General features: G+C 63.3%; 13 protein-coding genes. 11 read left to right on the top strand and 2 right to left on the bottom strand.

Translation table 11 applies throughout. The features are described from left to right. Positions 1 to 58 precede the first annotated feature (58 nt). The 8 genes from A3E1_RS0107725 (at position 59) to A3E1_RS0107690 (ending at position 9022) form a co-directional block, all read left to right on the top strand. Positions 59 to 1570, top strand: a complete 1512-nt coding sequence (locus A3E1_RS0107725; protein WP_040390628.1) for an NAD(P)/FAD-dependent oxidoreductase — start codon at positions 59 to 61, stop codon at positions 1568 to 1570. Further along, on the top strand, positions 1567 to 2901 hold the full coding sequence (locus A3E1_RS0107720; RefSeq protein ID WP_020520178.1) for a hypothetical protein: 1335 nt from the start codon (positions 1567 to 1569) through the stop codon (positions 2899 to 2901). The genes A3E1_RS0107725 and A3E1_RS0107720 overlap by 4 nt, the downstream gene beginning before the upstream one ends. Before the next feature lie 59 nt (positions 2902 to 2960). Next, positions 2961 to 3863 carry a MurR/RpiR family transcriptional regulator gene (locus tag A3E1_RS0107715; protein ID WP_020520177.1) on the top strand — a complete coding sequence of 301 codons (903 nt, stop codon included), beginning with the start codon at positions 2961 to 2963 and terminating at the stop codon, positions 3861 to 3863. Next, positions 3860 to 4585, top strand: coding sequence for a sugar isomerase domain-containing protein (locus A3E1_RS0107710; protein WP_020520176.1), 726 nt, complete (start codon positions 3860 to 3862; stop codon positions 4583 to 4585). The genes A3E1_RS0107715 and A3E1_RS0107710 overlap by 4 nt, the downstream gene beginning before the upstream one ends. A gap of 41 nt (positions 4586 to 4626) precedes the next feature. Further along, a complete protein-coding gene (gene ngcE / locus A3E1_RS0107705; RefSeq protein ID WP_026208207.1) occupies positions 4627 to 6003 on the top strand; it encodes an N-acetylglucosamine/diacetylchitobiose ABC transporter substrate-binding protein in 1377 nt (458 codons plus the stop codon). 12 nt (positions 6004 to 6015) lie between these two features. Then, positions 6016 to 6891, top strand: coding sequence for a carbohydrate ABC transporter permease (locus tag A3E1_RS0107700; protein ID WP_020520174.1), 876 nt, complete (start codon positions 6016 to 6018; stop codon positions 6889 to 6891). Then, positions 6888 to 7697, top strand: coding sequence for a carbohydrate ABC transporter permease (locus A3E1_RS0107695; protein ID WP_020520173.1), 810 nt, complete (start codon positions 6888 to 6890; stop codon positions 7695 to 7697). Before A3E1_RS0107700 ends, A3E1_RS0107695 begins: the two co-directional genes overlap by 4 nt. A 92-nt stretch (positions 7698 to 7789) precedes the next feature. After that, a complete protein-coding gene (locus A3E1_RS0107690) occupies positions 7790 to 9022 on the top strand; it encodes a family 16 glycosylhydrolase (RefSeq protein WP_051104944.1) in 1233 nt (410 codons plus the stop codon). A gap of 427 nt (positions 9023 to 9449) precedes the next feature. On the opposite strand, the gene A3E1_RS47000 is transcribed toward A3E1_RS0107690, so the two are convergent. Next, positions 9450 to 9599, bottom strand: coding sequence for a hypothetical protein (locus tag A3E1_RS47000; RefSeq protein ID WP_157631390.1), 150 nt, complete (start codon positions 9597 to 9599; stop codon positions 9450 to 9452). A gap of 527 nt (positions 9600 to 10126) precedes the next feature. On the opposite strand from A3E1_RS47000, the gene A3E1_RS39395 reads away from it, so the two are divergent. Continuing rightward, positions 10127 to 11023, top strand: coding sequence for an N-acetylglucosamine kinase (locus tag A3E1_RS39395; protein WP_020520171.1), 897 nt, complete (start codon positions 10127 to 10129; stop codon positions 11021 to 11023). A gap of 101 nt (positions 11024 to 11124) precedes the next feature. Continuing rightward, entirely contained in the window at positions 11125 to 12408 is a 1284-nt protein-coding gene (locus A3E1_RS0107680) for a citrate synthase (RefSeq protein WP_026208205.1), read from the top strand. On the opposite strand, the gene A3E1_RS0107675 is transcribed toward A3E1_RS0107680, so the two are convergent. Then, the gene (locus tag A3E1_RS0107675) at positions 12399 to 12935 is read right to left on the bottom strand and encodes a YcxB family protein (protein WP_020520169.1); all 537 of its coding nucleotides are present in this window, start codon (positions 12933 to 12935) and stop codon (positions 12399 to 12401) included. The genes A3E1_RS0107680 and A3E1_RS0107675 overlap by 10 nt on opposite strands. A 14-nt stretch (positions 12936 to 12949) precedes the next feature. Between A3E1_RS0107675 and A3E1_RS0107670 the strand changes: the two genes are divergently transcribed. Then, positions 12950 to 13612: a hypothetical protein gene (locus tag A3E1_RS0107670; RefSeq protein WP_020520168.1), complete on the top strand. Its 663-nt coding sequence runs from the start codon at positions 12950 to 12952 to the stop codon at positions 13610 to 13612. Positions 13613 to 13637: the final 25 nt, after the last annotated feature.

Below are 13637 nucleotides of genomic sequence, written 5' to 3'. Positions count from 1 at the left end.
TTTAGATTCATGGCAAATCAGTCTATTTTTCCGGGCTTCGGCTCGCGGGGGTTTTCAAGTGGATCAGAACCAAGATCGAATTGTCGTGATCGGTGCCGGGCCGGCCGGACTAACCGCGGCTTATGAACTAGCCCGCAGGGGAGTGCCCGTTGAGGTTTTCGAGGCCGACGACATGGTGGGCGGCATTAGCCGGACCGCTCAGCGAGACGGCTGGCGCTTCGATATTGGCGGGCACCGGTTCTTCACCAAAGTGAAGGCCGTCGACGAATTCTGGCATGAGATTCTCTCCGAAGAGGACTTTCTGCTGCGTCCACGCATGAGCCGGATCTATTACCGGGGACAGCTTTTCGACTATCCGCTCAAGGCGATGAACGCGCTCAAAGGCCTTGGGGTGCTTGAAGCGGTTAAGTGCGTTGGGTCGTATACGTGGGCACAGATCAGCCCGCCCAAGGACCAGACGAATTTCGAAGGCTGGGTGTCGGCCAGGTTTGGCAAGCGGCTATATTCCATCTTCTTCAAGACTTACACCGAGAAGGTGTGGGGTATTCCGGCCACGTCGATCCAGGCTGACTGGGCGGCGCAGCGCATCAAGAATCTCTCGCTGTGGAAGGCGATCGTCAACGCCATTAAGCCGAAGCACAACAGCAAAGACATCACCAGCCTGATCGAAGAGTTCAAGTATCCAAAATTTGGCCCGGGCATGATGTGGGAACGCTGTGCCGAACTGGTGACGGAATTTGGCGGCGAAGTCACCATGAAGACATGGATCGAAACGGTGCACCGTGACGAAACCGGTGTTACGGCGGTGACTCTCGACGGCGTCGGCGGGCGTCGTGAACTCGAAGCGGACCACGTCATCTCCAGCATGCCGATCTCGGCACTGGTGAAGGCGATGGACCCACCGGCGCCGCAAAACGTGCAGGCGGCCGCGGATGGCCTGCGGTACCGAGACTTTCTCACGGTCGCACTCGTGGTTCCCGAGAAGTTCAGTTTCCCGGACAACTGGATTTACATCCACACACCAGACGTGAAGGTGGGCCGGATTCAGAACTTCGGCTCCTGGTCGCCATATCTGGTCAAGGATGGCCGCACCTGCCTCGGCCTGGAGTATTTCGTCAGCGAAGGCGACGAGATGTGGGAGAGCACCGACGAAGACCTCATCACGCTCGCCAAGCGGGAGCTGGAGCAGCTGGGTCTGGTCACGCCGGGGGCCATTGAGGATGGTTACGTGGTGCGTCAGCCCAAGGCATATCCGGTCTACGACGAGGACTACCAGGGTCACGTCGAGACCATCCGGCACTGGCTCGCGGAAGCGGTTCCCAACGTCCACCCGGTGGGGCGTAACGGTATGCACCGCTACAACAACGCTGACCACTCGATGTACACCGCGATGCTGACCGTTGAGAACATCCTTGACCGTGCCACGCACGATGTCTGGGCGGTCAACGTCGAAGAGGAATATCACGAGGAGACGACTCGCTCCAAGGGCGACCTCGGGACGGGCCGCGCGGCACCGATCGTGCCACGCAAGCCGGTGGAGACAGCAGCGGAGTCGATGGCGGGACGGTGAAACGAACTTTCGGGATTCTCCTTGCCGGGTTCCTGGCCGGACGCGCCTACGTGCTCGCGCACGCGACGCCGTTCACGGCGTATGACACCAGTTCATACACGGCAAAGGTCTCGCTGATCGGGCACGCTCCGCGAACGTGGGGCGTGCCCGCCCTTTATGCCTTGGCAGGCAGCGACTGGGCGAGGGTTTGTGCTCAGTGGACGTTGGGCACGCTCGCGTGGGGTGTGCTGGCAACCGTTCTGTGGCACGCCTTCCGGCACGACATCGCCAAAATCTCAGCCGCACTAGCGGTTCTCCTCCTGGGCCTGGTCAGCCCAGTGACCAGCTGGGATTTCGCGCTGCTCTCCGAATCCCTCTCGCTGAGTCTCGGCGTGCTTGCCGTGGCTCTTGTCATTCACGCCTTGACAGCAAAGAGTTCCCTCGCTCTCTGGCTCGCTGCGGGCATCACCGTCTGCTGGGTTTCCACCCGGCTGGACATCGCTGTGTTCGCGCTAGGTCTCGCTGCCGTCTGCGCCGTGATGGGACGCCGCGGCTGGCTGCCCGCGGCACTGATAGTGGCGGGCGTTTGCTGGAGCCTGGCGATCGCGCCTGCGGTCAGCGACACCTACCGGGCTTGGGCGGCAACAGGACTCCCGCAAACCGAAGAGACGTTTCTTTACCGGCTACGTCTGGAAATCCTGCCGTACCGGGAGATGAAAGAAGCTTACGAAAAGCAGCTTGGTATGCCCGTGTGCCCTGGGGCGGAGCGAGTCGCGAGCGGGCCAGACTGGGCGATTGAGCGCTTTAGCCAGGAGTATCAAGCCTGTCCCGAGCTTCAGGCCTGGGCCCGTGAGAACATGACCACCGCTGGCTATCGCATAGCCCTAACCCACCCCGGCCTGTTCGTGAAGGCGTTCGCCCGTTCCGCCGCGGAGATGATGTCGGGGCCGGGCTACGGCGCCACGTATGCCAAGCCGGTGCATGTCATACCGGAGGCCTTGGAACGGCTCATCTTCCAGCCCCGCAAAGCCGTGTTGCCCGTCCTCTTGGCGGCGATGGCCATAGCCGTAGCGGCGGCTTGGCGCCTGCGGATGCGCAGGAGCGAGATCATCGTGGCTGGTGCCGTGGCCGCCGCCAGTATGGGTAGTGCGGCAGTGACCGTCATGCATACGGCGGGGGAGTACAGCAGGCTCGGTATTCAGGAGGCGGTCCTCCTGCGCCTCGCCATCATATTGATGGCGGTCGCGGCCGTAGATGTCTTCTTGGGCCGGCGTGCCCACTACCAGCCGATGATCAAGCAGTCGAGGAGGGCTGTGACCAGGGGCGTCAAAATTATTGACGCGATTCGTTGACATTGGCGGCCCGCAGTCGTAATTTTCTTCATCACTAGGAAGTGGTGAAAGGAATTCTCGTGCAGCAGGGTGTGATCGGCCGGATCCGCATGGAGTTCTCGACGCTGCCCGACGCCCTTCAGCGGGTCGCGGAGCAGATTCTCGATGACCCGGGTGAGGCGGCGCAGGCGTCCATTGTGGACCTGGCGGAGCGGGCCGGGACCTCGACGGCGACCGTGACGCGGTTCTGCCGGGTGCTGGGGTTCCGTGGTTACGCGGCGCTGCGCGTGGCGATCGCGACGGAAAGTGGACGGGCGGCGCAGGCGCGCTGGGAGACCGATATCGACCGTGAGATTGAGCCGGGCGATCCACTGGACACAGTCTTGGGTGTCATCGCGAGCGCTGACGTTCGTGCGATCCAGGAAACGGCCGCCCGTCTCGATGTCGAAAACGTCAAGCGGGTCGCGGAGGCGATAGCCGTCGCGAAACGCGTGGAACTGTTCGGCCTGGGCAGCAGTGGGACGGCGGCTCGCGAGATGGCTTTCCGCTTGGAGCGCATCCGGGTGCCCTGCTGGCATCGCGAAGACGCGCACAAGGCACTCACCAACGCCGCACTTCTCGGCCCGGGTGATGTCGCGATTGGACTGTCGCACAGTGGGCGCACGCGCGAGGTCATTGAAGTGCTTGCCGAAGCGGCCGATCAGGGTGCGCTGACGGTGGCGGTGACTTCGTTTGAGAAGTCACCATTGGCCGAGGCCGCTGATGTGGTGCTCACGACGGCTGTGCACGAGACGACCTTCCGGCTCGCGGCACTGTCCGCATTGCACAGTCAGCTCGTGGCGCTGGACCTGATTTACGTCGCTGTAGCCCAGCTGACCTACGAACGCACCACAGAAGCCTTTGAAGTCACGGCACGGGCTGTTCAAGCCCATCGCTTGCATGATGAACCCACTTCGCACCGGGCCAAGAGGAAGTCACGATGACCTATCTGGAGCAGATCACCGAACTCGTCCGGAAGGTTGGCGAAAGCCAGGCCGGCAACATCGACCGGGCAGCCACGCTGATCACCGAGTGCCTCACCAACGGCGGTGTCGTGCAAGCGTTCGGCTCAGGGCACTCCGAGGCGCTCGCGATGGAGATCGCCGGGCGGGCCGGCGGGCTGATCGCCACGAACCGGATCGCCTTGCGGGACCTCGTTTTCTACGGCGGCGAATCGTTTTCCACCTTGGAGGATCCGCTCCTGGAACGCCGCGAAGGCGTGGCGGCCAAGCTTTACGAGTTGGCACCCATCAGCAAAGACGACGTTTTCGTCATCGCCTCCAACTCGGGCATCAACGGTGTGATCGTTGAGTTGGCTTTGCACGTCAAGGAACGCGGCCACGGGCTCATCGCCGTCACTTCGCTCGAACACTCGCAGCAGTCTGTTCCCCGGCACGCCAGCGGAAAGCGCCTATCCGAGATCGCCGATGTGGTGCTGGACAACGGGGCGCCCTTTGGCGACGTCATCCTGCCGAACCGCACGGGTGCGGTTTCCTCCGTCACGGCGGCAGTGCTGGCGCAACTTGTCGTCACCGAGGTCGCGACCAAGCTCGAAGCAGCGGGCCAGACGCCGCCCATTTACTTGTCCGCCAACATCCCCGGCGGGCATGAGCACAACCTGGAACTAGAAGCGCGGTACGCCGGTCGCATCCGGCGTACCGCATGAGCTGACTCCCTCACCTCTTAAAGTTCGAAAGGCAGCCCCTCATGAACCCTACTCGAAGGGTCTTGTTAGCCGGCGCCGCCGCTGCGACTCTCGCTGGTTGCGCAACGAGCGGCACTGACAATGACAACGCCAGCAAAGGCAATAAAACCCCTGAAAACCCGTTGGGGGTACCAGCTGAGTCCGCCCTAGAAGTCGTGATCTTCAAAGGCGGCTACGGCGATGATTACGCCCTCAAGGCCGGAAGCCTCTACAAGCAGAAGTTCCCGAAAGCCGCCGTTGACCACAAAGGCATTCAGCGCGTCGGCGAGGTGCTGCAGCCCCGGTTCGTGGCGGACAGCCCACCTGACGTGGTCGACAACAGCGGCGCGGGCCGCCTCGACCTCGCGACCCTGGTCGCCTCTGGCAAGCTCACTGATCTGAAGGAACTGCTCGACGCCCCGAGTTACGACGACCCGGCCAAGAAGGTGCGCGACACCTTGATGCCGGGCGTCATCGAGGAGGGCACGTTCGATGGCAAAGCCCTGATCCTGAACTATTCCTCCGTCCTGTGGGGCATCTGGTATTCCAAGTCCCTGTTCGCTAAGAACGGCTGGACCTACCCGAAGACCTGGGCCGACATGCTCGCCCTGTGCGAACAGATCAAGGGCAAAGGCATCGCCCCGTGGACGTGGCAGGGCAAGTACCCGGAATACATCAACGACCCGCTGATCTCGATGGCCGCCAAGGCCGGTGGTTTCGAGCTCGTCAAGGCGATCGACAACCTTGAGGCCAACGCGTGGAAGAGCCCGGCGATGATCGCCGCTGCCGAGGCTATCTACCAACTGGCCGTCAAGGGTTACATCATGCCGGGCTCGGAAGCGCTGTCGCACACCGAGGCGCAGAACGCTTGGTGCAAAGGCCAAGCCGCGTTCATCCCGTGTGGATCGTGGCTCGAAGGTGAGCAGCAGGCGGTCACGCCAGCCGGGTTCGACATGGTCATGGGAACTGTTCCAGCACTGACTGCCAGTGACAAACTGCCCAACGGGGCGGTCATGGCGGCTAGCTCGGAGTCTTTCCTCGTGCCAGCGAAGGCGAAGAATCCCCAAGGCGGCCTTGAGTTTCTCCGCATGCTGTTTTCGAAGCAGGTCTCCAAGAGCTTCGTGGAAAGCGCGAAGGCGCTGCCGGTGGTCAACGGGGCGACCGAGGGGCTAACGCTCACGTCAGGTCTCGGCTCAGTGGGCGAGGCTCAGAAAGCGGCCGGTGCCAACATCTTCGGCTTCCGGTTCCGCACGTGGTACGCACCGCTGTCCAAGGCGCTCGACGACGCCAGTGGCGAACTGCTCACCAAGCGGATCAACCCCGCGCAGTGGGCCGAGCGCGTGCAGAAGGCCGCCGACGACGTGGCCAAGGACAGCTCCGTGAAGAAGCACAGGCGCTAGAGGACATTGGCCATGCGGCACGGCAAGTACCGTTTTCTCGCAGGGGCGATGGCTCTGCCACTCTTGCTCTATGGCGTCTTCGTTCTGTGGCCATATGTTCAGGCGTTCTATCTGGCCTTCACGGATTGGAACGGGCTTAGCAGCGGAGCGAAATTCACCGGCACGGAGAACTTCACCAAGCTCTTCAGCGATCCGCTGTTCCTAGCCGCTTTGCGCCACAACGGGTTGATGCTGGTTGCCGTGCCGCTGGGCACTATCGCGATCGCGCTGTTCCTATCCGCGGCGACACAGCGCACGAAGGTGTACCGCGTCGTCTACTTCTTCCCGCAGTTGCTCAGTGTCGCCATCATCGCGGTGCTGTGGCAATTCATCTACACCCCCAACAGTGGTCTCCTGAACGGACTGTTGCGCGGCATCGGCCTGGGATCGTGGGCGAAGTCGTGGCTCGCCGAGCCCAACTTCGCCCTCATCGCGGTGATGGTGGTGATGGTGTGGTCGGCGGTCGGTTTCTACGTGGTCTTGTTCACCGCCGCGATGGAGTCGATTCCCGGCGACATCATGGAAGCCGCGCTCATCGACGGCGCTTCACCTGCGCGCATCTTCTGGCGGATAACCGTTCCACTGATCTGGGACAGCGTGCAAGTGGCGTTTGTCTACTTAGGAATCGCCGCGCTGGATGGCTTCGCTCTCGTGCAAATCATGACGGTGGGTCCTGGCGGACCTGACGGCAGCACAGAAGTCATGGGACTTGGCTTGTGGCGCAACGCCTTCACCTACGGGAAGTTTGGGTACGCCTGTGCGATGGGTGTGACGATCTTCTTCCTCACGTTGTCAATCGCGGCCCTGTTCCTCAAGGCGACCAAACGGGATCAGGTGGAACTGGCATGAAGATGAAGCACCTGGTGCTGACGCTCTGGGCGTTCGTCGTGACGACGCCGCTCCTGTGGGCGTTCATGTCCTCGTTCAAGACGGATTCGGAGATCTTCGACAGCCCGTGGGCGCTGCCGTCGGCGGTCCGCGTGGAAAACTGGGGCAGAGCTTGGGAACAAGCCTCCATGGGCAAGTATCTGCTCAACACGGTGATAATCGTCGGCGGAGCGCTTGTCCTGACAATGCTCCTGGGTGCGCTCGTGGCCTACTGCCTTGCCCGGTATACCTTTCCGGGAAACAGGGCGATCTACTACACGCTCGTGGCGGGCATGCTCTTTCCCGTCTTCCTCGCTTTGGTTCCGTTGTTCTTCGTCGTGAACCAGCTCGGCATGCTCGGCACCTATCACGGGCTGATCCTCGTTTACGCCGCCTATGCCTTGCCGTTCACGGTGTTCTTCCTGCACGGCTTCTTCAGATCGCTGCCGTCAGCGGTCGCCGAAGCAGCCTTCATCGATGGTGCCTCGCACACGGGGGTGTTCTTCCGGGTCATGCTGCCCATGGCACGCCCGGGAATGGTCAGCGTGGCCATCTTCAACTTCGTCGGGCTCTGGAATCAGTACCTGCTACCGCTCGTGCTCAACCCGGACCCCGACGGCTACGTGCTCACCCAAGGGCTTGCGGCCCTTGCCATCTCCCAGGGATACAAGAGTGACTGGAGCGGCCTGTTCGCCGGGCTGTCCATCGCGATCCTTCCCGTCCTGGTGGCCTACCTCCTCTTCCAGCGGCAAATCCGCGCCGGCCTCACCGCGGGCGCAGTCAAATAACGCAAGCGAACGGGGCAGCATCGGCCATGACCAAGATGGCTGGCGCTGAAGGCAAAAGCACCTCCTCTCACCGCAATGAAAGGAGAACCATCATGCACTTCAGAAACTCAGGAAGGCGTAGAGCCATTTTCGCGGCCTCCGCGGCGATGGCGATGACGGCTACGGCAGCCGCGATCATCACCACGACGACGACGGCAGCCACGGGCGCACCTCCCGTGTGCCAGCAACTGTTCGACGACTTCAGCTACAGCGGGCCGAGTGACTCGCTCATCAACCAGCGCGGCTGGTCGGTGCGCACGAATTCAGGTGGCCCAGGCATTCCCGGGGCTTCCTGGCCGGCGAGCAACATCTCGTTCCCCACCGTGGACGGCGCGAAGTCGTTGCAACTGCAGGCTTCCACCGACGGCACCGCCGGCGGAACGAGCCAGGCTGAGTTCCTCTCTTCCCAACTTCGGTTCTTTGAGGGTACTTACGCCGCACGCGTCAAGTTCACCGACGCCCCTGTCACAGGAAATGACGGGGACCACTTGGTAGAAACGTTCTTCACCATCACTCCGCTGAACGCCCCGATGGACCCGAACTACGGCGAAATCGACTTCGAATACCTGCCCAACGGCGGGTGGGGTGAACCGTCGAACATCTTCTACCAGACCACGTGGGAGACCTACCGTCCCGATCCCTGGGAGGCGGTCAACACGCACACCGAGCAGCGGCAGTCGTTCGCGGGCTGGCATGACCTGCTTTTCACGGTGAGCGCGGGGCACGTTAAGTACTATGTGGACGGTCAGCTCGTCGCCGACCACAGCGGTATCTACTATCCCGAGACACCGATGTCGGTGAACTTCAATCTGTGGTTTATCGACAGTGCCGCGCACTCCGGCGGCACCTCGACTTACCGTCAGCAGGTTGACTACTTCTACCACTCGGTCAACGAGGTGCTGACCCCCGCTGCCGCGAGTTCGCGGGTCAACGGGTTCCGGGCTTCCGGCGTCACGCACACCGACACCATGTCCGGTGGCGGCGCGTGCCCGACCGGTTCGCCCACAGCGTCTCCAACCGTTTCCCCGACGACATCGCCAACCTCATCCCCGACCGCGTCACCGACGCCGTCGAACACGGGTGGCCCCGGTTGCGCTGGCGTCGCATCGTGGAACGTCAACACGGTCTACCTCGGCGGGTCGATCGTGAAGCACCAGCGCAGCGCCAACGGCGTGCCCGGCGGCCCTCCGTCAGGTGATGGCGTGCACAAGTGGCGTGCCCGCTGGTGGACCCAAGGTTCCGAGCCCGGCTGGACCGCCCAGTGGGAAGACCTCGGCCGCTGCTAGATCCCGCTCAACCGCCGCCGCATCTGGGCCCCCAACCTAGGTGCGGCGGCGCCTCCCTCGTTGCTCTCCGGGCCGGCTGGTGGTAGTCGTTTTGTTCCTACGTTTCTGCCCGCACACAGGGGTGCGTTCGTCCGATCTGTTGCCTTAGTCGTCGCCGCAGGCCACAGAGCTGCACCAGTGAATAGGGGCAAAGGCGGTCCTGCCGCCTTTTGCCGCACCCCAGTTCAGTGAGAGCCGGGGCGTTGCGGCTCTGCCCGCGCGCACTGATGCAGCTGTTTCAGGTCGGGGTCTACCAGCATTGATAGATAGGTATCGCCATCCGATGTAAGCCCGCGTGCATGCGGGCAGAAGGCATACGCACTTTTCACACACATAACCCACGAACACCGGCAGGGGGAAGCACTAGTGCGTGAACGGATGCACTGCGTCAGAAGCGATTCGGGGCCGACTCGATGAACGGGAGCGACGGTGCCAGATGCGGCACGCGGGAGGCGGCTCCGGCATCGGCCACGAGGTCAAGCGAGCCGGTGGGCGAAGGCGAACGCGCCGCGTGGCACGCGTGGGTCGCATGCGGCACGCGGGAAGCTGCCGGGCCGGGGCAAGGCGCGGGGCGGCAGGGCACGACAGTGCTTGCGGGGCAGCGCATTGGGCAAAGGCAAGGCGGAATAGGCGAAGCGGTGACGCGTGAGACCGAAGGGCGTAAGGCGGAAAGGGCGCGAGGCGGGCGAGGTGGTAGCCGGGCATGGTGCGAGACGGGCATGGCGCGAGACGGGCATGGCGCGGGACGGGAAGGGCGTGACGCGTGAGGCCGAAGGGCGTGAGGCGGGAAGCGCAAGGCGGAAAGCGCAAGGCGGGCAGGGCATGACAGTGCTTGCGGGGCAGCGCATTGGGCAACGGCAAGGCGGAATAGGCGCGAAGCGGTGACGCGTGAGGCCGAAGGGCGTGAGGCGGGAAGCGCAAGGTGGGAAGGGCGCGAAGCGGGCGGGGAAGGTGCGAAGTGGAAGGAAGACTGAGAAAGGATTGCACGCGAAAGGATTGCGGGGGATTGCGGGCGTTGAGAAGGTGTGGGGGCAGGGATGGGCGGTCGGGTGAACGGGAGGTGCGATGACTGACGCGCTGGTGCTGGGGCTCGACGTGGGCGGCACGTCGTCGCGGGCGGTCGTGACGACGGTTGATGGGCAGCGGCGGGGTTTTGGGCAGGGCGGCGGAGCCAATCCGGTGATGGTGCCGGTTGGTGAAGCGGTCGCTCAGGTGACGAAGGCGGTCATCGCGGCGGTGTCCAATGTGGACGTTGAGAAAATTCGCTGTGCGGTCATGGGGATCGCCGGGACGAGCCGGTTCACTAGCAATGAAGTCAGCACGGCGTTCGCGAACGCGTTCATGGGACTCGGGATCACGTGCCCGGTCCATCCAGTTGGAGACGTCAATGTGGCTTTCGCCGCGGGGACGGATGAGCCGACTGGCTCGGTGCTCATCGCGGGAACTGGGGCGGTGGCTGCCCGCATCAGCGACGGCGCCATGACTAACGTCTCCGACGGGCTCGGCTGGCTTCTAGGCGACCTGGGTTCGGGGTTCTGGCTCGGCCGCAGTGCCGCGATCGCGACCGCGCGGGCGATCGCCCGGGGCACCCGCTCCCGCCTTATCGAGCTGGTCATCGAGGCGGTCGGTCACGATGACCGTGATGGATTCGTCGTCGCGCTGCACGAGGCTCCGCCGCGGGAGCTCGCTTCGCTCGCCCCGCTCGTTACCCAAGCCGCGCTTGAGGGCGACGCCGCCGCGTTGTCCATTGTGGAGCAGGCGGCATCGCACTTGACCGATACCGTGTTGGAAGTGCACACCGACGGGCCGGTCGTGCTGGCCGGCAGTGTGCTGAAGCACTCCGCGCCGGTCCGTGACGCTGTTCGGCATCGCCTGGGGGAGCGCTTACCGAGTACCCCCTTGGTGTTGGCGGGAGACGGCGAAGCTGGAGCTGCCCGGCTTGCCGCGCGGTGGCTCGTCTAAGTGGGGTAAGTCACGGCAATTATGGGATGCCGCACCCCTGATTGTGGCCGCGCCGTACGCTGGGGCTCGACGACTGTATGAAGATCGGCGGAGAGAGAAGCATGTCCGAGTTCCTGCTGAAGCACCCCAAAGGCGAGCTACCGCTGGCCGTCAGGGAAGGAACCGAGCAGCCGGCCGGGGTTGACATCGGCGGCCTGCTCAAAGAGACCGGTCACGTCGCGTTGGACCCGGGGTTCATGAACACGGCGGCCTGCGAGTCGAAGATCACGTTCATCGATGGCGACGCCGGGATTCTGCGCTACCGCGGCTACCCGATCGAGGATCTGGCGGCGCACTCGTCCTTCCTTGAGGTGTCCTACCTCCTTATCTATGGCGAGCTGCCCACCAGTGACCAGCTGGCCGAGTTCACCGGGCGCCTGCGCATGCACACCCTCCTGCACGAGGAGATGCGGCGTTTCTTCGATGGATTCCCCCGCGACGCGCACCCGATGGCAGTGCTGTCCTCTGCGGTTAGCGCCCTGTCGACGTTCTACCAGGACAGCCTCGACCCGTTCGACCGTGATCACGTGGAGATGTCCACGATCCGGCTGATGGCCAAGGTCCCGACGATCGCGTCCTACGCCTACAAGAAGTCGATTGGCCAGCCCCTGATGTACCCGGCTAACAAGCTCGGCTACGTCGAGGACTTCCTGCGCATGACTTTTGGTGTCCCGGCTGAGGAATACGAAGTCGACCCGGTCCACGCCAAGGCTCTTGACCTGCTGTTCATCCTGCACGCCGACCACGAGCAGAACTGCTCGACCTCGACGGTCCGGCTCGTGGGCTCCAGCCAGGCCAACCTGTTCGCCTCCGTATCGGCTGGCGTAAATGCCCTGTTTGGCCCGCTGCACGGCGGTGCCAACCAGAGCGTGCAGGAGATGCTCACCGAGATCTATCAGACCGGTGGCGACGTCGAAGGCTTCGTGCGCAAGGTCAAGAACAAGGAAGATGGTGTCCGCCTCATGGGCTTTGGGCACCGCGTTTACAAGAACTACGACCCGCGCGCTTCGATCATCAAGAAGGCCGCGCAGGACGTGCTCAACAAGCTGGCCAAGCCGGACCCACTGCTCGACATCGCGGTGCGCCTGGAAGAGATCGCCCTGGCCGACGACTACTTCGTGTCGCGCAAGCTCTACCCGAACGTCGACTTCTACACCGGCGTCATCTACAAGGCGATGGGCTTCCCGACCAAGATGTTCACCGTGCTGTTCGCTCTCGGCCGCCTGCCGGGGTGGATCGCCCAGTGGCGCGAGATGATGACTGACCCACAGACCAAGCTCGGCCGCCCGCGTCAGATCTACACAGGCGCCCCGCAGCGCGCCTACGTTGCGGCCGATCAGCGCTGATGGTGCTCCGCCATGGCGCGGATCGCCGCTTCATCGTCTTTGGATAGTTGCCGCCGGTGCAGCACCACAGGTGGCTGCCCGGCGGCAGCGAAAATCCAGTCATCGTCGGTGAGGGTGACTTTTGAGACGGCTTGCCAGCTCAGCTGGCGGCCGTGCTGAGGCGTCATGACAAACACGCCACTGTCGTCAAGGCTGAAAGATACTGGGGCATAAGCCCATTCAGGCACGCCACGTAAGTGCAGCCATAGGCGCACTGACGGGGTGATGAAGTTCGACAACATCACCAGGGCGCACAGTCCGAGCACAATCCACTGCTCGGCAAAGAACGCCAGGAAAACGCCTCCTGCCCAGGCAAGCCCTTTGACATGCGCCAAGGAGCGCTGCTTGCCGCTCAGGAAGTAGGCCGTTTTCTTTAGGTCTTGCCGATTTGCGGTGATCGTGAGCTCGATGGGGGATGGCACCAGGCCATCGTTATGACGTTCGGCAACTTGGTCAAGAGGCAGCACCCCACCATGGTCACGGATCATGGCATTATCCCGGGATGAGCCGGCACGACGAGATCCTTGAAAAGGGCCGGGCAGCGTTGCTCGCCGGAGACCTAGAGCTCGAAGAACCACCCCATGCCAAGCGGGGACGCTGGGGCATATCCATGGTGATGCGGCCCGATGGACCCATGCTCTCCCGCCTCTCAGGGCTCGCTCAGCAAATCAACATCGCGGCCGGCCGGGGTCACTGGGCACACGGCCCTTCGCTGCTGCACGCTTCGCTCAAGGCCCTTGAGGTGTACCGGGGCGGTCCGCTGCCCAACGATCCCGCCGTCGCCGCCTACTCCGCCGCGCTAGACGTTGCGGCACAAGGAATCCCGCCCATCCGGGCAACGGTCAGCATGGTCAGCCCGCATTCGCGCGGTGTCGCGGCCTTCGTGCATCCGCATGGCGACGCGCTTGCCCGGCTTTACAGTCAGCTTGGTGCCGCTTTGTCCACAGTAGATATTTTCGAGCAGTGGGTCAGGGACGAGTGGTACATCAACGTCCTGCACTTCGCCGCACCCGTTGAGGTGCCGGGTCTGATCGCCTATTGCGACGAGCACCGCGATGACGTTCACGGAGAGACGGTGTTCTCCGCGGCTGAACTCGTGTCCTACTGCTTCGACGGCACCGCCATGCACGCCCTTCCACTGCACACGGTGCGCTTCAAAAATTAAGTGCAACCCGGCGCGCGGGCGCCGC

This window comes from Catelliglobosispora koreensis DSM 44566 (assembly GCF_000379685.1).
Classification (GTDB): Bacteria; Actinomycetota; Actinomycetes; order Mycobacteriales; family Micromonosporaceae; genus Catelliglobosispora; species Catelliglobosispora koreensis.
This window is presented reverse-complemented; position numbering and strand designations above follow the sequence as displayed.